Below are 19,644 nucleotides of genomic sequence, written 5' to 3' on the forward strand. Positions count from 1 at the left end.
AAGTACGGGAAAGTCCGAAGCGGACACTTGGAACAAGCTATTCCGCTTAAGCAATGGGTTGCTCAAGCGGCTGCCAAGAAGAAGTCTGCTGACTGTCATTTAGGTGCTCTTTACGGACAAGATCGGCGCGTTTCTGTCTTTGGCGCCCACTGCGCCTGTCCCCGGGAGTCGCCTCGTGCGTCCGCGTCCCTTCCGCCGTTCCATACGGCGGCCTTCGCTGTACCGCCGCCGTCACAGACGTGTGGCGTTGCTGCTTCTCACCAGCCTCGCCCTGATGCTGACGACCCAGCAGGCCATGGCCGACGACGCCCATCTGGGCCGGGTCTCGCTGCCCAGCCTCAGCTCGATCACCGCCTGGTTCAAGGACCCGCACTGGGGCTCGCTGCCCAAGCAGCAGGGCGGCACCGCCGAGGGCCACGGCCACCACGTCAGTGCCGCCTCCACCAAGGCGAACAAGGGCAAGGGCCACAAGCCGGGCAAGGGCCGCGGTGAGCTCGACGCGTACCACCCGTACGCGAAGGCCACCAAGGGCGGCAAGAGCCGCTCGGCCCAGGGCTTCAACTCCAAGACAAGCCGCCGCAACCCGGTCAAGTCAACCCGTACCGCCACGGTCTTTGACAACGCGGACGGCACACTGACCCGCCAGCTCGCCATGACACCGGTGAACTACAAGGACGAAGAGGGCAAATGGCAGCCCATCGACGTCGATGTGAGAGCCGGTCCTGACAAGCGCTGGCACGAGAAGGCCAACTCCCTCGACGTCGACTTCGCCGCCAAGGCGGCCGACCCGGCGCTCGCCTCCTTCGCCACCGACGGCTCGCACGCCCTGAGCTACACGCTCGAAGGCGCGGCCCCCGTCACCGGCACCGCGCACGGCTCCCGCGTGACCTACGCGGGCGTGCTCCCCGGGACCGACCTGGAGCTCGCGCCCACCGCGACCGGGCTCAAGGAAGCGATCGTCCTGCACTCCGCGAAGGCCCGGAACACCTGGACCTTCCCCCTCGACCTCAAGGGCCTGACCGCCCGCCAGGCCAAGGACGGCTCCATCGACCTGGTGGACACCGCCGGCAAGACCGTCGAGCGCATCCCTTCGGCGTACGCCTTCGACTCGAAGGTCGATCCGCGCTCCGGAGACCCGGCCACCACCCACGCCGTGACCTACCAGCTGGTGCGCCAGGGCGCGAAGACCGCCCTCAAGGTCACCCTGGACCCGCGCTGGCTGCACGACAGCGCCCGCGTCTTCCCGGTCACCGTCGACCCCACCGTCACCGACGGCTGGACCACCACCTACGCCGAGTCCGGCATCCCCGCCGGCGACCACTCCTCCGAGCAGACCGTCAAGGTCGGCTCCTACGACTCGGGCCCGCACTCCGCGGCGTCGTACGTCAACCACTGGTACAACACCTGGGACGGCACGCACGCCACGGTCACCTCGGCGACCCTGCACCTCTTCGACACCTGGGCCTCCACCTGCACCCCGGAGCGCTTCGACGTCGCCCTGGTCACCCAGGCCTGGAAGCCCGAGACGGTGACCGGCTACCCCGGCCCGTCCTACGGCGCCTCCATCGGCAATGCCACCCCGAGCGTGCCCAAGGCCTGCGCCAACACCGGCGCCGACCGGACCGTGGGCGACTGGGTGGACGTGCCGCTGACCACCAGCGCCATCCAGGGCTGGTTCAACGGCACCACCGCCGACAACGGCCTCGCGGTCTACGCGGCCACCAACGACAACCTGCACTGGAAGCAGTTCGGTTCGTTCAACGACCCGGCGCTCGGCCCGTACCTGTCGGTCACCTACACCGGCAACGCGGCCCCGCAGATCTACCAGCAGTACCCCAACAACAACGCCGTCGCGAACACCACCACGCCCGAGCTGACCGCCTGGGCCGGCGACGACGTCACCACCACCCCGCAGTACGACTTCCAGGTCTACGACAACACCAACACCAAGATCGCCGACTCGGGGCTGATCGCGGCCGGTGACTGGACGGTCCCGGCGGGCAAGCTCAAGTGGGGCCAGACGTACTACTGGACGGTCCAGGGGTACGACGGCTCCCTCTACACCCCGGCCGCCGACTGGTACGCGCTGCAGATCCAGGTGCCCCAGCCGGTGATCACCTCGGGGCTCTCGCAGAACAGCGGCGACCACGGCTTCGACGCGTCCAGCGGCAACTACACCACCACCGACACGGACGCCTCGATCTCCACCGTCGGCCCCAGCCTCGACGTGGTGCGCGACTACAACTCCCGTGACCCGCGCTGGACCGGCTCCTTCGGCGCCGGCTGGTCGTCGATCTTCGACACCCGGGCCACCGAGCAGTACAACGCCGCGGGCGCGGTGACCAGCGCGGTCGTCTCGTACCCCAACGGCTCCCAGGTCGGGTACGGCAAGAACGGCGACGGCAGCTTCTCCTCCGGCTCCGGCCGCTACTCCACCTTCAAGTCGGTCACCGGCGGCTACTCGCTGACCGACAAGGACGACACGGTCTACACCTTCACCCAGGCGCTCGGCGCCGGCGGCTACGGCCTCACCTCGGTGACCGACGCCAACGGCCGGGCCCTGAACCTCACCTGGACCGGCGGCCGCGTCAGCAAGATGACCTCGGCCGTCTCCGGGCGCGCCCTGAACGTGACCTGGTCCACGCCGTCCGGCGCGCTGGCCGCGCACGTGGCGACCGTGGTCACCGACCCGGTCGTCGCCACCGACGCGTCCACCGCGCTGACCTGGACCTACGGCTACACCGGCGACCAGCTCGTCTCGGTGTGCCCGCCGTCCTCCAGCACCGCCTGCACCAAGTACACCTACACCGCGGGCTCCCAGTACCAGAACGCCTCGCTGGACCTCGGCCCGCGCGCCATGTGGCCGCTGGGCGAGTCCTCGGGCACCGTCGCCAAGGACGCGGTCCTCGGCAACGAGAACACCCTCAACGCCACCTACAAGAACGTCACGCTGGGCCAGGCGGGCCCGCCCAACGGTGGCACCGCCGCCGGCTTCAACGGCACCTCCTCGGCCGTGGCGCTCCCCAACGACACCGGCAACAACACGGACTCGGGCGCCCTGTCGCTCTGGTTCAAGACCTCGGCCGGCCCGGGCGTGCTCTACTCGTACGCCTCGCAGCCCATCGACGCGGGCAACGCGGCGGGCTACTACACCCCGTCCATCTACGTCGGCAGCGACGGCAAGCTGAACGCCGAGTTCTGGTACAGCGGCGGCATCGCCCCGCTCACCACCTCCGCGGCGGTCACCGACGGCAAGTGGCACCACGTGGTGCTCTCCGCCGCGGGCAACTCGCAGACGCTGTTCCTGGACAACGCCAAGGTCGGCTCGCTCTCGGGCACCGTCTCGATCAAGAGCGGCACCGCGTTCGGCAAGAACCAGCCGTTCAACTACCTCGGCACCGGCTTCCTCGGCGGCAACTGGCCCGACCAGCCGCACCAGAGCAGCACCAGCAAGACCGGCTACGCCACCTACTTCAACGGCTCCATCGCGGGCGCCGCGTGGTACGACCGCCCGCTGGTCGCCGCCGACGTCAGCGCGCTCTACAACTACGGCACCCACGCCTCCAGTCTGCTGTCGTCCATCACCCGTCCGTCCGGCAAGACGTACGCGGCGATGACCTACGACCCGGGCACCGCGGCGCTCACCCAGCTCACCGACGAGAACGGCGGCGTCTGGAAGCTCGGCGCCCCCACGGTCACCGGCTCCAGCCAGACCTACCGGGGCGCGGTCCTCGGCGGCGCCCCGGCCACGTACTTCCGCCTCGGTGAGGCGGCGGGCGCGGCCAGCGCGGTCGACGAGACGCGCGGCGGCGACGGCACCTACAGCAATGTGACGCTCGGGGCCACCGGTCCCTTCGCCGACCAGAAGGCGGCGGCGTTCAACGGCACCAGCTCCTGGGTGAAGGTGCCGGACGTCCAGACCGGCAGCACCTCCGCCTCCGCCGAGCTGTGGTTCTCCACCACGCGCGGCGGCGCGGTCCTGATGAACGCGCAGAGCGCCCCGATCGGCGGCACGGTCTCCTCGACCACGCCGCAGCTGTGGATCGGCACCGACAACAAGCTGTACGGCGGCTTCTACACCACCTCCGGCTCCGTGCAGATGGGCACCACCGGCACGGTGACCGACGGCAAGTGGCACCATGTGCTGCTCTCCGCCACCGGCAGCAGCCAGACGCTGTACCTGGACGGCACCCAGGCGGCCACCAAGTCCGGCACGGCCGCCCTCACCACGGGCGGGCGCACCACCGACTACATCGGCGCCGCCACCACCGGCTCCGGCTGGGCCGGTCTGCCCTACCCGGCGACCGTGTACTTCAACGGCTCGCTCGCCGAGGTCGCGACCTACCGCACGGCGCTGACCGCGCAGGACGCGGCCGCGCACTTCCAGGCCGCGAAGAACTCCACGGGCCTGCTGCCGGTGTCGACCGTCAAGGTCACCTCGCCGGCCGACGCCACCCTCACCTACCAGTACGACGTCAACCACAACAACCGGACGCTCACCGAGACCGACGGCCTCGGCAACACCACCAGCTTCGGGTACGACACCGGTGGCTACGAGCACACCGTCACCAACCCCAACGGGGCGATGACGGTCACCGGCCACGACGTCCGCGGCAACACGGTCTCCACGACCACCTGCCAGAACCAGGCGGCCAACGCCTGTTCCACGGAGTACTTCAGCTACTTCCCGGACGACACCACCGAGCAGCTCACCACCGCGGACCCGCGCAACGACATCCTGCTCACCCGGCGCGACGGCCGCTCGTCCTCCGCGACGGACAACACGTATCTGACGTCCTTCGGCTACGACAGCGCGGGCAACCAGACCACCATCACCGGTCCGGCCGTGGCGGGCTTCCCCAACGGGCGCACCACCACGACCGTCTTCAGCGACGGCACCGCCACCTACCCGGCGGCCGACGGCGGCAACGTCCCCAAGGGCCTGCCGGTGAAGACGATCAGCCCCGGCGGGGCGGTCAACTCGGTGGCCTACCTCAAGAGCGGCGACGTGGCCTCGACCACGGACGCCGGCGGCCTGGTCACCTCGTACACCTATGACGGTGTCGGCCAGGTCCTGAGCAAGAAGGTCGTCTCCGACACCTACCCGGCCGGGCTCACCACGACGTACACGTACGACGCGGACGGCCAGGTCGTGCAGGAGAAGGACCCGCAGCTCACCGACCGGGTCACCGGCGCGGTGCACACGGCCGTCTCCACCACCGTCTTCGACATCGACGGCAACATCACCTCGCAGTCGGTGGCCGACGGCAGCGGCGGGGACTCCACCCGCACCGAGACGCAGACCTACGACGCGTACGGGCACGTCGCCACCAAGAAGGACGCGAACGCCAACGCGGGCGCGGCCAACGGCAACACGGTCACGTACACCTACGACAACCAGGGCAACAAGACCAAGGAGGTCTCCTCCTCCGGCACCGAGATCCGCTACACCTACGACGACAACGGTCAGCTGCTGACCCAGGGCGTCATGTACGCCGGCGACCCGGTGAACCCGCAGACGCCGTCGCTGCTGACGGAGTCGTCGCGGGCGTACGACCCGGCGGGCCGGCTGGCCTCGGTCACCGACGCCATGGGCTCGACGACCTCGTACACCTACACCGACAACGGTCTGACGTCGACGGTCACCAAGAAGAGCGCCGACGGGACCAGCTCCACCGTCCTGGAGTCCAACACCTACGACGCGGCGGGCAACGTCCTGACCAGCGCCACCGACAACGGTGAGACCGTCACGGCGCACACCGTCGACGCGGCCTCCCGCAACACCTCCACCACCCTCGACCCGGGCGGGGTCGCCCGGGTGACCAGCGTGTCGTACACGCCGGACGACGAGATCGCCACCGAGAACAGCCACGACTCCTCGGGCTGGGACCGCACGGTCACCCACGCGTACGACGCGATGGGCAACAAGATCGCGGAGACGCTCTACGGCGACGCCGCCGGGCACCCGGCCGGCTGGTGGAAGCTCGACCAGAGCTCCGGCTCCACGGTCACCGACGTCTCCGGCTCCGGCAACACCGCCGCCGCCACCGGCGTGACCTGGAGCGGCTCCTCGGCCGACTTCGCGGGCACCGGGGGCCAGCAGATCGCCACCAACGGCCCGGTGCTCGACACCGCCGCCTCCTACACGGTCTCCGCGTGGGTGAACATGGCGTCGCTGCCGACCCACAACGCCACGGTCGTGGCCCAGGCGGGCACCACCAACAGCGCGTTCATGCTCCAGTACAACTACGCGCACACCAATGCGCCGCTGTGGTCGATGGAGCAGACCAGCACGGACGCGGCGGGCACCTCGTTCCCGGCCGCCTACTCCACGGCGAAGCCCGTCGCGGGGGCCTGGACGCACGTCGTCGGTGTCTACAACGCCACCAACGGCGCCGTACAGGTCTACGTCAACGGCACGCTCTCCGGCAGCGCCACCAATACCGCTCCCTGGAGCGCGCACGGCCCGCTGATGATCGGCGGCGCCAAGTACGGCGGCAGCATCGGCGACGCGCTGCCCGGCGGGGTCTCGAACGTGCAGGTCTACCAGCGCGCGTTCACCTCGACCGACGTCACCTCGCTGTACGGCAAGGGGCGCACCGGCGGCACCGCCGCCTCCTCGGACGAGCAGAAGACCACGTACACGTACGACAAGCGCGGTCTGCGCACGTCCATGACGGACGCCAACCAGAACACCACCACCTACGCCTACGACGAGGCCGGGAACCTCGCGGTCACCACCGCCCCGACCGTCCAGGCCGAGATGGACGGCACCAACCCGCTCTCCGTGCGCCCCGTCACCACCAGCGGCTTCAACACCTTCGGTGAGGCCGTCGAGGAGCAGGGCCCCAACGGCGACGTGACCACCACGGCCTACGACGCCAACGGCAACAAGGTCATGGAGACCCTGCCGTCCTACACCCCGGCCGGGGGGACCACCCCGGTCACCGCTCCCGCCACCTGGACGTACGACAGCGAGGGCAACCAGACGTCGTCGACCACCCCGGGCGGACGCACCACCAGCTACCTGTACGACCAGCTGGGCCGGGTCGCCCAGGTCACCAGGCCCGACGGCGCCACCGTGCACAGCACGTACGACAACGCCGGCGAGCCGCTCTCGGTGACCGACGGCACCGGTGCCACCACCCAGGCGACCTATGACTACCTGGGCCGCCAGCTCACCTCCACCACGCTGGAGCGGTTCCCGTCCACCCGGACGCTGACCAGCACCAACTCCTACGCGGTGACCGCGGGCAACCCGTACGGCACGCATACCTCGTCGACCACGACGCCGGGCGGGGTGACCACCACGTACGGCTACAACCGCGCGGGCGACACCACGTCCGTCACGGACGCGGCGGGCAACACCACCCGGTACACCTACGACTTCGAGGGCAACCCCCAGAAGACGATCCTGCCGGACAACACCTGGACGGAGACCGACTACAACGCGGCCGGGCAGCCGACGTACAACAAGCAGTTCGACGCCGCGGACAACCTGCTCGCGCAGACCTCGGTCGGCTACGACCTGGTGGGCAACGCGGTCACCACGACCGATGCCCTCGGCCACACCTCCCGCTTCACCTACGACGCGGCGGGCACGGTCACCCAGGAGATCCAGCCGGTCTCCGCGACCGAGTCCATCACCACCAGCTTCGGCTACGACCAGGCGGGCCACCGCACCCGGTTCACTGACGGGCGGGGCAACTCCTGGCGCTACACCTACACCCCGTGGGGCCAGCAGGAGAAGGTGATCGAGCCGCAGACCGCGCAGTACACGTCGGCGGCGGACACCACGACCACCTTCAGCTATGACGCCGACGGCCGGATGGTCCAGGCCGTCAAGCCCGGCGGTACGTCGACGTCCCTGACGTACGACAAGAACGACCAGGTCCTGACCATGGACGGCCAGGGCGCGGACGCGGCGACCGCCACCCGCTCCTTCAGCTACGACAAGGCGGGCCGGGTCTCCACGGCGGACACCGCCGAGGCGGGCATCACGGGCCACACCGACCACCAGTCGGCCACCCACGAGGCGTTCGGCTACGACGACCGCGGCGACCTGCTCTCCGCGACCGGCTCGGCCGGCTCCTCCGCCTTCACCTACAACGCCGACTCGGCGCCGCTGACCCGCACCGACGCGGCCGGCACGACGAACTACGGCTACGACACCGCGGGACGGCTGTCCACCCTGGACGACGCGGCCACCGGCAACCGGCTGACCTACTCGTACGGCAAGCTGAACGAGATCTCCCAGATCAAGTACGGCGCCACCGGCCAGACCCGCACCTTCACCTACGACACCTCGCACCGGCTGACCGGCGACACCCTGATGCAGGGCGCCACCGGCCTGGCCTCCATCGGGTACGGCTACGACAAGAACGGCAACCTGACGTCGAAGACGACGACCGGGGTGCCGGGCGCGGCGAGCCACACCTACACCTACGACTGGGCCAACCGGCTCTCCTCGTGGAACAACGGCTCCACGACGACCAACTACGGCTACGACGCCTCCGGCAACCGCACCCGGGTCGGCGCGGACGTCTACACCTATGACGCCCGCGACCAGCTGACCTCGGACGGCAACCACACCTACACCTACTCGGCCCGGGGCACCATGACCCAGCAGGCCGGGTCGGACGGCTCCGTCGCCTTCACCACCGACGCGTTCGGCGCCCAGATCACCGCTGGCACCCACGCGTACAACCTGGACGCGGCCGGGCGGAACATCACCGACACCGACACCGCGACCCAGGGCAGCCGCACCTTCCAGTACTCGGGCGCGAGCAACACCATCGCCTCCGACGGCAACTACACCTACACCTACGACCCGTCGGGTTCGCTGGTCGGCGTCGGCAACGGCTCCTCCGGCAGCGCGCTGGCCCTCACCGACCAGCACGACGACGTGATCGGCACCTTCACGGCCGGCGCGAGTGCGCTGTCCGGCTCGGCGAGCTACGACCCGCTGGGCAAGGGCGTCGGCACCAACACCGTCCTCGGCCACCTGGGCTTCCAGTCCGGCTGGACCGAGCCCGGCTCGGGCGATGTGGGCACGGCCTCGCGCTGGTACAACCCGGCGACCGGCCAGTTCCGCAACAAGGACTCCATCTCGCTGAACCCGGTCCCCAACTCGGTGTCCGCGAACCCGTTCGCGTACGTCAACGACAACCCGCTCGCGGGCACGGACCAGTCCGGCAACTGCTCCTGGTACGACGTGGTGTGCGGCGCCAAGAAGGTGGCCCACAAGGCCGCGGCGGTCGTCCACCAGGTCGCGGCGCCGATCTACCACGCCGCCGTCCAGGTGGTGCACCAGGTCGTCGAGGTCGCCAAGCACGTGGCGAAGAAGGTCGTCCACCGCGTCCGTGACGTCTACCGGGCCACGGTGCGGGTGGTGCGCCGCGTCTACCACTACGCGGTACGCAAGGTGAAGCGCGTCTACCACGCGGCGGTGCATGCGGTACACACCGCGTACCACAAGGTCACCAAGACGGTGAAGCGCGTGGTCCACGCGGCGAAGAAGGCCGCCAAGTCGGCGGTGCACACGGTCGCCAAGGCGGCCCGCACGGCCTACCACGCCACCGTGAAGGCAGCGAAGACCACGGCCACGTTCGTGAAGCACCACGCGGCCGCGATCACCTCGTTCGTGGTCTCCACGGCGGTCTTCATGGGCTGCGAGGCGGTCACCGCGGGCGTCGGCTCCATCGGCTGCGCGGCGGTCGCCGGAGCGGTCGGCTCACTGGTCACGCAGGGCTTCGCCTGCGCCCAGAAGGGCGGCGACGCCTGCAGCCTCGGAGCCTTCGCGGGCTCCGCGGTGGAGGGCGCCGTCTCCGGCGCCCTGGGCGGAGTCCTCGGCAAGATAGGCGGCTCCCTCCTCGCGAAGGCGGCCCCCAAGGCGATGAAGGCCGTGGGCGGTCTGTTCGGGAAGGGCGCGGCTGCGGAGGAGACCGCGGCGAAGGACGCCACCGAGGCCGCGGCGGCGCGGGGGCAGGCGGAAGGGGCCGGGTCGCGCAGCGAGTCCGGCGTCGGCTGCAAGGTCCGCCCGCCGCACAGCTTCACCGGCAACACCAAGGTGCTGATGGCCAACGGCACGACCAAGGCCATCGACAAGGTCAAGGTCGGCGACACGGTCGCGAACTCGGCCCCCGGTGTCTCCGGCACCGAGTCGCACAAGGTCACCGACGTCATCGTCACGAAGACGGACCACGACTTCGTGGACGTCACGATCAGGGCGACGAAGCGCGGCGCGAAGGTCAAGCAGGCCGTCCGCAAGGCGGCGCTGGGCCTGGCGGCTTCGGCGGCGGTGCTGGGCGCACTGACGGCGACGCCGCAGCAGGCGCAGGCGGCGGAGGTGACCGCCAAGGGCGACCACCTCACCACCACGTTCCACCACCCGTTCTACGACGCCACGCAGTCGGCGTTCGTGGAGGCGAAGGACCTCCACGAGGGCGACGTCCTCCAGACCCCGACCGGCACGGCCGAGGTCACGGGCGTCCGCCTGTACCACGCGAACACGGTCACGTACGACCTGACGATCGGTGACCTCCACACCTACTATGTGGAGGCTGGCGATACCCCGGTCCTGGTTCACAACTGCAATACCGCGGTTCAGAACGAACTGGGCCAGATGCGGCAGGAAATGGGAATGGACACTGTCGCCAAGGAGGATGTAGACGTCGCGGCCAAGGTCAAGGGTGCGAAGAAGAACACCCTTGGCAAGATGGAATTCGACGGTGGTCGAGACGCTGTTTACGGTCAGAACGGCAAGCTTCCTCGGCCGGTCCCGTTCCCTGGCAAGGGAAACCGTATGACGGCGACCTCGTACGAGGATCATGCCGAAGGGGACATGGTCACCCAGGCTCTGTCCAAGGGCTACTCCGGTGGCAGCGCCACGATCTACACGGACCGAATCACCTGTAAGTTCTGTAGGAACTCCATGGCGGGTTATGCCGAACAGCTAGACCTGGATACGCTCCACGTCTTCGACCCAGTGGGTCACGTCGGTACGTACACCAGAAATCTCGGAAAGTTCATCCTCGCACCCGGAAGGTAGACCGATGTCCAACGTTGTGACCGTCGAGGTCTGGAACCCCTCGTACCAAAACTCCAAGGTTGATCTGGAGGCGCTCTCGCGGGTGTACGAATCAGTTCCCGAAAACACCTCTATCGGCTTGACGTTGGACGATGGTGAGGATGACTGTGTCATCGTGACCGTGGAAGCCGAGTTCTCCACGGTCACGATGCTCCGGGATCGCACCTTCTACAATCTTCAGATTTCTGACGATCCTGAGGATGTGGAGATCGATGTTGCTGGCGAGGAGATTTCCTGGCCGAAAGGCTGCCTTCTGCCTCGGGCCATGGGTGTCCAAGTCCTGCTTGAGGCGGGAGACCGCGAAACGGTGTGGAGCCGGTACACATGGGTCGAACAGTAAGATCCCCGCGTAGCGCCTAACGTACGCCCACAGGAACGAGAGGGGAGGAGGGTGTGTGCCTGGCACGCACCCTCCTCCCCTTCTGTCTGTCGTGATCAGTTGAGGAATCGATGTGGCTCGTCACCGTCTGTCCAAAAAACACCGCACCCTAGCCATGGCCCTCGGCGGCGCCGCGCTCCTCATAGGCGGCGCCCTCACCGCCCAGGCCGCCTCCGGGAGCGGCGCCACTACCGCCAGTCCCGCCCGCCCCGTCTCCCTCTCCAAGCCCGCCACCTTCACCGGCCGCGCCTTCGACACCTGTACCGCCCCCACCCTCGCCCAGATGAAGGCGTGGAAGACCGCCTCGCCCTACGGGGGCGCCGCCGTGTACGTCGGGGGTAGGAACCGCGGGTGTGCTCAGCCCCAGCTCACCCCGGACTGGGTGAAGGCGGTCAGTGTCGTGGGGTGGAAGCTCATCCCCCTCTACGTCGGCGCCCAGCCGCCCTGCAAGTCCGGCAGCAACCCCGAGAAGATGACGGCCTCCACCGCCGCCTCCCTCGGCGCCACCGACGGCGCCGACGCCGGGGCCAAGGCCGGTGCGCTCGGGATGCGGCCCGGCAGCCCGGTCTACCTTGACATGGAGGGGTTCGACCTCACGAACACCTCCTGCAAGGACACCGTCCTCACCTACACCCGCGCCTGGAACAAGGCCGCCCACGCCAAGGGCTACCGCACCGGCTACTACGGCTTCGCCTCCTCCAGCGCCGCCGCCGTGGCCGCTGCCTCGCCGGGCACCGACATGCCGGACGCCATCTGGTACGCGGCGTACGACGACACGGAGTCGACCACCTCCAACTACCCCTTCGGCACCAAGTGGTCGGGCCACCGCCGCGGCCACCAGTACGCCATCAACAAGAAGGAGACGTACGGCGGCGTCACGCTGACCGTCGACCGGAACGCCTGGGACGCCCCGGTCGCCGTCGTCGCCAAGTAGCGAGCAACGCCAAGGCGGGTCAGGGGTGCTCCGGCGCCCCGGCCCGCCGTTTGCGTACCACCAGCAGCCCACCCGTACCCAGCAGCCCAGCCAGTCCCGCCACCCCCGCCACCGACCCCGCCTTCAGCCCCGGCGGCCGGAACGTGCAGGAGACCGTGGATGGGGAGCTCCCGCTCAACCTCACCGACACCAGGCCCAGATACGCACCCGCCGCCTTCGACGCGCCCCCGTCCACCGCACACCGCCACCCCGCGATCCTCGGCATCGCGAACACCGCCGTCCCGGCCGCCCCGGCCGGCAGCACCGCCCGTACCCCGCTGTCCGTGACGTGCACCTCCGTCGCCCCCGTCGTCCGCAGCCGCTCCACCGCCGCCGTCAGCGCACCCCGGTCCAGACAGCCCAGTCGAGCCTTGGCGTACGCGGGGCGCAGCTCCACCCGCGAGGACGGGCCCGGCGAGACGCCCAGCGGGGCCAGCGCCGCCCGCCGCTTCGGGGCGCCGCCGCGGAACTCCACCCACTTGCCCGTCGTGCCGAGCCGCGCCCACCCCGTGTACTCCGGCGCCCACAGGAACGCCTCCTGCCCGGCCGCACACCCCTCGGCGACCGTACGCGGCAGCGTGTACACCCGTGCCCCCAGCAGCAACTCCTGATTGCGGAACGGGGAGGCACCGTACGTCGGGGCCCCCTCACCACCCCGCACCGTCACCAGCGGCGGCACCGGGGCGCGGGTGAGGGTCGCCGCCCCGCTCTTGTCCGCCCGCACCCGCGCCCCCACCGCGAACACCGCGTCCGTGACCGGGTTGTCCAGGCTCTGGAGGGAGCGGCCGCGCGAGGTCCAGCCGCCGCCCAGCGCCGTCAACGTCCTGGTGAGGACATCCGGCGTCAGGCTGCTGTAGTACGAGGCGCCCTCGCCGCCGATCAGCAGCGGGTCGTTGCCGGTGAGCTGGCGCCGGCCGGGGTCGGTGCGGTACGCGGGCCAGCCGTCCGCGCCGGACACCGCCGCCTGGCGCGCGTCGTGCGCCGAGCCCCACGCGGGGTAGCTGTCGAGCCGGTGCAGCCGCTCCCGGTCGCCGTACGCCACCGTCACCGCCGCCTGCGCGGTCTGCGCCCCGGCCAGCAGGACCACCGCGGCCAGTGCGAACGCCCGGCGGCCCCGCGCCCGCCCGGCCACCGCCAGCGCCCCGAGCACGGCCGCGAGCCCGCCCAGGAACAGGGGGTAGGACCAGGGCGAGACCAGCTCGCTGAAGGCCGCCCCGACGCCGATCGCGCCCAGCACCCCGCCCCCGCCGAGCAGCGCGCGCCGGTCCGGCAGGCCGTCCGCCACACAGATCCACGCCGCGATCACCAGGATCCCGCTCAGCACGAACGTCTGGCGGTACGGGCTGCCGTTCGGGGTCTGGAAGGCGTGCCAGGCCAGATGCGTCGGCTTCCACTGGAAGGAGAGCGCCACCAGCAGTGCGAGGCCCGTCCACGCGTACCGCTCGCGGCCCGGCACCGCCCGGTTGAACGCCAGCGCGCCCGCCAGCAGCAGCGCGCCCGTGCCCAGGAACAGCGCCGGGCTGGAGAAGCTGTACGTCGCCGGGAGCCAGCGGGCCAGGAAGTCGCTCCACGGGACCGGGGCGAACTCCTTGCTCCAGCCCGGGTACGCGTGCTTGGTGCCCAGGAAGACCGTGAAGAGAAGGGGCGCGGAGAGGGCGACGCCCAGCGCCGACGTCCAGGCCGCGCGGGCCAGGGCCCACACCCGGGCCCGTACCTCCGTCTCCTCCAGGAACAGCCGCAGCAGCAGGACCAGGCCCGCCCCGATCGTCGCCATGTACGCGGTGTAGAAGTTCGCCGTCCAGGCCAGCGCCACCACGACCGGGCCGACCAGCGTGTGCCTGCGGGTCCGGGCCCACTCGCCGACCAGGCAGAGCATCGGGAAGGCGATCAGCCCGTCCAGCCACATCGTGTTGTACGTGGCCTCGATCACCGACCAGCCGCACAGCGCGTACGCCGCCCCGAGCACCCCCGCCACCCAGCGCCGCCCCGCCCCGGGGCGCAGGGCGAACAGCAGGACCGTCATCGCGACGGCCGCCGCGGCCATCTTCAGGACCGTGATCACGTAGACCGCGAGGTCGATCTCGTCGCGCGGGAAGACCCCGACCAGCAGGGCGAACGGGCTGCCCAGATACGTACCGATGTCGGGCAGGAAGGAAGTCCCGTACCCGGACTGCCAGTTGACCAGCGCGCCGCCGTGGGCGCGGCCGTGCAGCAGGTCCCACAGATGGGCGTGGAACGGGACGAACTGGTTGCCCAGGTCGTTGACGCCACGGGTGTGGCGCCCGAAGGGGAAGGTCCGGGCGACGGCGTCGGCGGCGCACACCGCGACCACGGTGACCAGCGCGGCGAGGGCGGCGGCCCGCGCCCGGGGGCGGCCGGGCCCGGCCGCGACGCCGGGGGCGGCGGGGGGAAGCTGGACGGCTTCGAGAGTCGGCATGGGGATCCTCTGCTGTTCGCTGCCGTCGAATATGCCGGACCGCTGCGCGTAAATCAGTGGGCCGGGGATTCAGTTCACTTGATCGACGCCCCGTCGTCATTCGGTGAATCCGCCCCGGACGTCTGGCCCGGCTGTTCTTCCGTTGACTGCCACAGCCGTACTCCGCACTCCGTATCGACGGGGGAGAACCGTGCTCATCTCGATTGTCGTGCCCTGCTTCAACGAAGAGGAGATCATCGGCCGCTTCCATGATCAGGTGACCAAGGAAATCTCCCGGCTCGACGCGGAATTCGAACTCCTCTATGTCGACGACGGCAGCAAGGACCGTACGTTCGAGCTGCTCCAGGAGATCGCGGGCCGCGATCCGCGCGCCCGCTATGTCTCCTTCAGCCGGAACTTCGGCAAGGAGGCGGCGATGCTCGCCGGGCTGCGGCACGCCGCCGGGGACGCCGTGGTGATCATGGACGCCGACCTCCAGCACCCGCCGGAGCTCATCGGCCGCATGATGGAGCTGCACGCCCAGGGCCACGACCAGGTGATCGCCCAGCGCACCCGCAAGGGCGACCGCGTCACCCGCACCCTCACCGCGCGCCTGTACTACCGGCTGATCAACCGCCTGGTCGATGTGGAACTGGTGGACGGCGTGGGAGACTTCCGCATGCTCTCGCGCAGGACGGTCGACGCGGTACTCGAACTCACCGAGTACAACCGCTTCTCCAAGGGGCTCTTCTCCTGGGTCGGATTCCGCACCGCCACGTTCGGTTACGAGAATGCGGTGCGTGAGCAGGGGCGTTCCGCCTGGACCTTCGGAAAGCTGCTGAACTACGGCCTGGACGGGGTCATCTCGTTCAACAACAAGCCGCTGCGGGCCGCCGTCTATCTGGGCATGCTGCTGCTCGGGATCGCCACGGCGTATTCCGCGTGGATCGTCGGTGTCGCCATGGTGAACGGCGTGGACACCCCCGGATATGTCACCCTGCTCGTGGTGGTCACCGCGCTCGCCGGAGTGCAGATGGTGATGCTGGGCGTGGTCGGTGAATACGTCGGCCGTATCTATTACGAGGTCAAGCGCCGTCCGCACTTCCTGGTGGAGGCGACGAACGTCACCGGCCGCGAGCGGACCGTGCCGTCCCAGCCGGGGCGGCAGACCAGCGGCGACCGGGAGTTCGCCCGCCGATGAAACCGGGAACCGCCGCGCAGATCGTCCGGTTCGCCCTGGTGGGGGTGGTCAACACCGGGACGTACTACGGGCTGTATCTGCTGTTCCTGCCGTGGGTGCCGTATGTGGTCGCCCATGTGACGGCTTTCCTGCTCGCCATGGTGGGCTCCTTCTTCCTCACCTCGTACTTCACCTACCGCACCCGGCCCACCTGGCGGAAGTTCCTGCTCTTCCCGCTCACCAACGCGGCCAACTTCGTGATCACCACGACCGGGATGTACGTGCTGGTGGACCTGCTGGGTTTCAGCAGCACCTGGGCCCCGCTGGTGGCCGCGGCGGCCGCGATCCCGGTCACCTTCGTCCTCTCCCGGACGATCATGTTGCGCCCCGAGACCCCCGAGGCGGCCGAATCGTTGAGCGAACCAGTGGCCCGCGCCACCGAGACTGCCTAACATCGATCACCGCAAGGTCATAGGTCATCTGGTCGCTGCACTGTCGCACGATCCGCCGGGAGGCTCCTTTGCACCGCCGCCGTCGCACCGCACTCGCCCTCTGTGTCGCGCTCCTCGGCGCGGGCCCGCTCCTGACCGCCTGCGGCAGCGAGGCCCACCCGGGCGCCGCCGCCGTCGTGGGAGGCGACCGGATCCCGGTCTCCGCGCTCCAGGCCCAGGTCAAGGACGTCCGTACGGCGCAGCAGGCCTCGCCGCAGTCCGCCCAGCTGATCAAGAACACCGGCCAGCTCAGCCGCGCCAAGCTGCACGGCCTGATCTTCGACAAGGTGCTGGACCGGGCCGCCGCCGACGCCGGGGTGAGCGTGAGCCGCAAGGAGCTCCAGGAGGCCCGCGCCGCGATGGCCCGGCAGTCGGGCGGCGAGCAGGCGTTCGCGGCCATGCTCCTCCAGCAGCGCGGGGTCGCGCCCGACCAGATCGACGACGCGGTGCGCGAGCAGGTGCAGCTGACCAAGCTGGCCGCCGCGACCGGCGCCGACCTCTCCACCCCGCCCGGCCAGGCCGCCGTCACCAAGACGCTCACCGAGGCCTCGAAGAAGCTGAAGATCGACGTGAACCCGCGGTACGGCAGCTGGGACGACAAGGCGATCCAGCTCGCCGACACCAAGACCCCGTGGATCGCCCAGGTGACCAAGAACGCGCCGGACGAGCAGACCCCCGTCACCGGCTGACGGGCCGGGGCGGACGAGGGGAGCGGTCGGGGTAGGTTCGAGAGGTGACTCTCGAAGAACCCGGCCGCGTCGTCCTGCTCACCGCCAGCCACCGCGTGGCGCCCGGACTGCTGTCCTGGCCCGCGTGGCAGACGCTGCGCGCCGCCGACCGGGTGCTGTGCGCCGACCCCGGCCACCCGCAGCTGCCGTATCTGCGCGAGGCGGGCGTCGGGGTCGAGATCGCGGACCCGGACGCCCAGGAGCTGGTCGAGGCGTGCGCCGGCGGCCGTACCGTCGTCGTGCTGCCCTCCGGCGAGGGCGACCGCCGGCTCACCGACGGTCTGGCCCGCCTGGCCGGCTCCGGCCGGGTCGCCATGCCGGACCTGGAGCTGCTGCCGGGCTCGTACGACCTGCCGGGCGCCCGGCTGCTCGACCTCGTGCAGGTCATGGACCGGATCCGGCGCGAGTGCCCGTGGTCCTCCCAGCAGACCCACAAGGGGCTGGCGAAGTACGCCCTGGAGGAGGCGTACGAACTGGTCGAGGCGGTGGAGGAGGGCGACCGCGACGAGCTGCGCGAGGAGCTCGGCGATGTGCTGCTCCAGGTCGTCTTCCACGCGCGGATCGCCGAGGAGGATCCCGAGGAGCCGTTCTCGGTGGACGACGTCGCCGGGACGATCGTGGAGAAGCTGATCCACCGCCACCCGCACGTCTTCGGCGACGAGAGCGCCGAGACGCCGGAGGAGGTCAAGGAGCACTGGCTGCGGCAGAAGGCGGCGGAGAAGCGTCGCGACTCGGTGACCGAGGGCATCCCGCTCGGCCAGCCCGCCCTCGCCCTCGCCGCCAAACTGGCCTCCCGGGTGCGCACGGCGGGCCTCGAGGTGCCGCTGCCGGTCGGCGAGGGCATCGGTTACCGCCTGCTCGCCCTCGCGGTCGCGGCGGAGGCCGACGGCACGGACCCGGAGGCGGCCCTGCGGGCGGCGGCACGGGCGTACCGGGACGCGGTCCTGACGGCGGAGACGGGCTGAGAGCCGTGAGCCCCTCGACGCCGCCGGACCGGGCAGCGACCCCGACCGGCCAGGACCCCTCTTCCCCCGGCCCCTCTTCCCCCGACCCTTCTTCCCCCGGCCCCGCTTCAGCCGACCCCGCTTCCCCGGCGGCGCCGGAGCCCGCCGCGCCCGCCGCGCCCGAGATGTTCACCTGGGAGTTCGCCACCGACCCCTACCCCGTCTACGGCTGGCTGCGCGAGCACTCGCCGGTGCACCGGACCAAGCTGCCCAGCGGGGTCGAGGCGTGGCTGGTGACGCGGTACGCGGACGCCAAGCAGGCGCTCGCCGACCAGCGGCTCTCCAAGAACCCGGCGCACCACGACGAGTCGGCGCACGCCAAGGGCAAGACGGGCATCCCGGGCGAGCGCAAGGCCGACCTGATGACGCATCTGCTCAACATCGACCCGCCGGACCACACCCGGCTGCGGCGGCTGGTGTCGAAGGCGTTCACTCCCCGTACGGTCGCCGAATTCGCGCCCCGGGTACAGGAGTTGACGGACGCGCTCATCGACCGGTTCGCCGAGCGCGGCGAGGCCGACCTCATCCACGAGTTCGCGTTCCCGCTGCCCATCTACGCCATCTGTGACCTGCTCGGGGTGCCGCGCGAGGACCAGGACGACTTCCGCGACTGGGCCGGGATGATGATCCGGCACGGCGGCGGCCCGCGCGGCGGTGTGGCGCGCTCGGTGAAGAAGATGCGCGGGTACCTCCTGGAACTCATCCACCGCAAGCGGGAGAACCCCGGCGACGACCTCATCTCCGGTCTGATCCGGGCCAGCGACCACGGCGAGCACCTCACCGAGAACGAGGCCGCCGCGATGGCCTTCATCCTGCTCTTCGCCGGGTTCGAGACGACCGTGAACCTCATCGGCAACGGCGTGTACGCGCTGCTGCGCAACCCGGAACAGCGTGAGCGCCTCCAGGCCTCGCTGGCGGCCGGGGAGTCGGACCTGCTGGACACCGGCGTGGAGGAACTGCTGCGCTACGACGGGCCGGTGGAGATGGCCACCTGGCGGTTCGCCACCCGGCCGCTGTCGATCGGGGGTCAGGACATCGCCGCGGGCGACCCGGTGCTCGTCGTGCTCGCCGCCGCCGACCGCGATCCGGAGCGCTTCCGCGACCCCGACACCCTCGACCTCGGGCGCCGCGACAACCAGCACCTCGGCTACGGCCACGGCATCCACTACTGCCTCGGAGCACCGCTCGCCCGCCTGGAGGCGAGGGCCGCGCTGGCAACGCTGTTGCGGCGCCTCCCTGACCTGCGGCTCGGGGCGGATCCTGCCGATTTGCGCTGGCGCGGCGGCCTCATCATGCGCGGACTGCGCACCCTTCCGGTCGAGTTCACGCCCGCCGTAACTGACGGTACGTCAAAACTGTGACTTTCGCGTTATCGCGGGTGCAT

Annotated in this window: 9 protein-coding genes; 8 read left to right on the forward strand and 1 reads right to left on the reverse strand. The window is 70.2% G+C overall.

The features are described from left to right. The first annotated feature begins 274 nt into the window (after positions 1-274). The 3 genes from ABD236_RS10190 to ABD236_RS10200 all read left to right on the forward strand — a co-directional run bounded on the left by ABD236_RS10190 (position 275) and on the right by ABD236_RS10200 (position 12,402). Positions 275-11,050, forward strand: a complete 10,776-nt coding sequence (locus ABD236_RS10190) for a LamG-like jellyroll fold domain-containing protein (RefSeq protein ID WP_344072651.1) — start codon at positions 275-277, stop codon at positions 11,048-11,050. 4 nt (positions 11,051-11,054) lie between these two features. Continuing rightward, complete coding sequence (locus ABD236_RS10195; protein ID WP_344072653.1) at positions 11,055-11,429, forward strand: hypothetical protein; 375 nt, start codon at positions 11,055-11,057, stop codon at positions 11,427-11,429. A gap of 112 nt (positions 11,430-11,541) precedes the next feature. Further along, positions 11,542-12,402: a glycoside hydrolase domain-containing protein gene (locus ABD236_RS10200; protein ID WP_344072655.1), complete on the forward strand. Its 861-nt coding sequence runs from the start codon at positions 11,542-11,544 to the stop codon at positions 12,400-12,402. Between the two features lie 19 nt (positions 12,403-12,421). Here ABD236_RS10200 and ABD236_RS10205 read toward each other — a convergent pair whose 3' ends face one another. Beyond that, complete coding sequence (locus ABD236_RS10205) at positions 12,422-14,878, reverse strand: YfhO family protein (RefSeq protein ID WP_344072657.1); 2,457 nt, start codon at positions 14,876-14,878, stop codon at positions 12,422-12,424. A 190-nt stretch (positions 14,879-15,068) separates the two neighbouring features. On the opposite strand from ABD236_RS10205, the gene ABD236_RS10210 reads away from it, so the two are divergent. The 5 genes from ABD236_RS10210 (at position 15,069) to ABD236_RS10230 (ending at position 19,621) form a co-directional block, all read left to right on the forward strand. Next, positions 15,069-16,058 carry a glycosyltransferase family 2 protein gene (locus ABD236_RS10210; RefSeq protein WP_344072659.1) on the forward strand — a complete coding sequence of 330 codons (990 nt, stop codon included), beginning with the start codon at positions 15,069-15,071 and terminating at the stop codon, positions 16,056-16,058. Further along, positions 16,055-16,489 (forward strand): GtrA family protein, encoded by a 435-nt coding sequence (locus tag ABD236_RS10215; protein WP_344072661.1) that lies wholly within the window; start codon positions 16,055-16,057, stop codon positions 16,487-16,489. Before ABD236_RS10210 ends, ABD236_RS10215 begins: the two co-directional genes overlap by 4 nt. A 68-nt stretch (positions 16,490-16,557) precedes the next feature. Further along, the gene (locus ABD236_RS10220) at positions 16,558-17,217 is read left to right on the forward strand and encodes a SurA N-terminal domain-containing protein (RefSeq protein WP_344072663.1); all 660 of its coding nucleotides are present in this window, start codon (positions 16,558-16,560) and stop codon (positions 17,215-17,217) included. A gap of 44 nt (positions 17,218-17,261) precedes the next feature. Beyond that, positions 17,262-18,221, forward strand: coding sequence for a nucleoside triphosphate pyrophosphohydrolase (locus ABD236_RS10225; RefSeq protein ID WP_344072665.1), 960 nt, complete (start codon positions 17,262-17,264; stop codon positions 18,219-18,221). Between the two features lie 164 nt (positions 18,222-18,385). Beyond that, complete coding sequence (locus ABD236_RS10230) at positions 18,386-19,621, forward strand: cytochrome P450 family protein (protein ID WP_344072720.1); 1,236 nt, start codon at positions 18,386-18,388, stop codon at positions 19,619-19,621. The last annotated feature ends 23 nt before the right edge of the window (positions 19,622-19,644 follow it).

The organism is Streptomyces crystallinus (assembly GCF_039521265.1).
GTDB classification, from domain to species: domain Bacteria; phylum Actinomycetota; class Actinomycetes; order Streptomycetales; family Streptomycetaceae; genus Streptomyces; species Streptomyces crystallinus.

Coding starts and splice junctions, on each gene's coding strand:
- ABD236_RS10215 (WP_344072661.1), top strand. CDS start 16,055: ATGAAACCGGGAACCGCCGCGCAGATCGTCCGGTTCGCCCTGGTGGGG.
- ABD236_RS10230 (WP_344072720.1), top strand. CDS start 18,386: ATGTTCACCTGGGAGTTCGCCACCGACCCCTACCCCGTCTACGGCTGG.
- ABD236_RS10190 (WP_344072651.1), top strand. CDS start 275: ATGCTGACGACCCAGCAGGCCATGGCCGACGACGCCCATCTGGGCCGG.
- ABD236_RS10195 (WP_344072653.1), top strand. CDS start 11,055: ATGTCCAACGTTGTGACCGTCGAGGTCTGGAACCCCTCGTACCAAAAC.
- ABD236_RS10205 (WP_344072657.1), bottom strand. CDS start 14,878: ATGCCGACTCTCGAAGCCGTCCAGCTTCCCCCCGCCGCCCCCGGCGTC.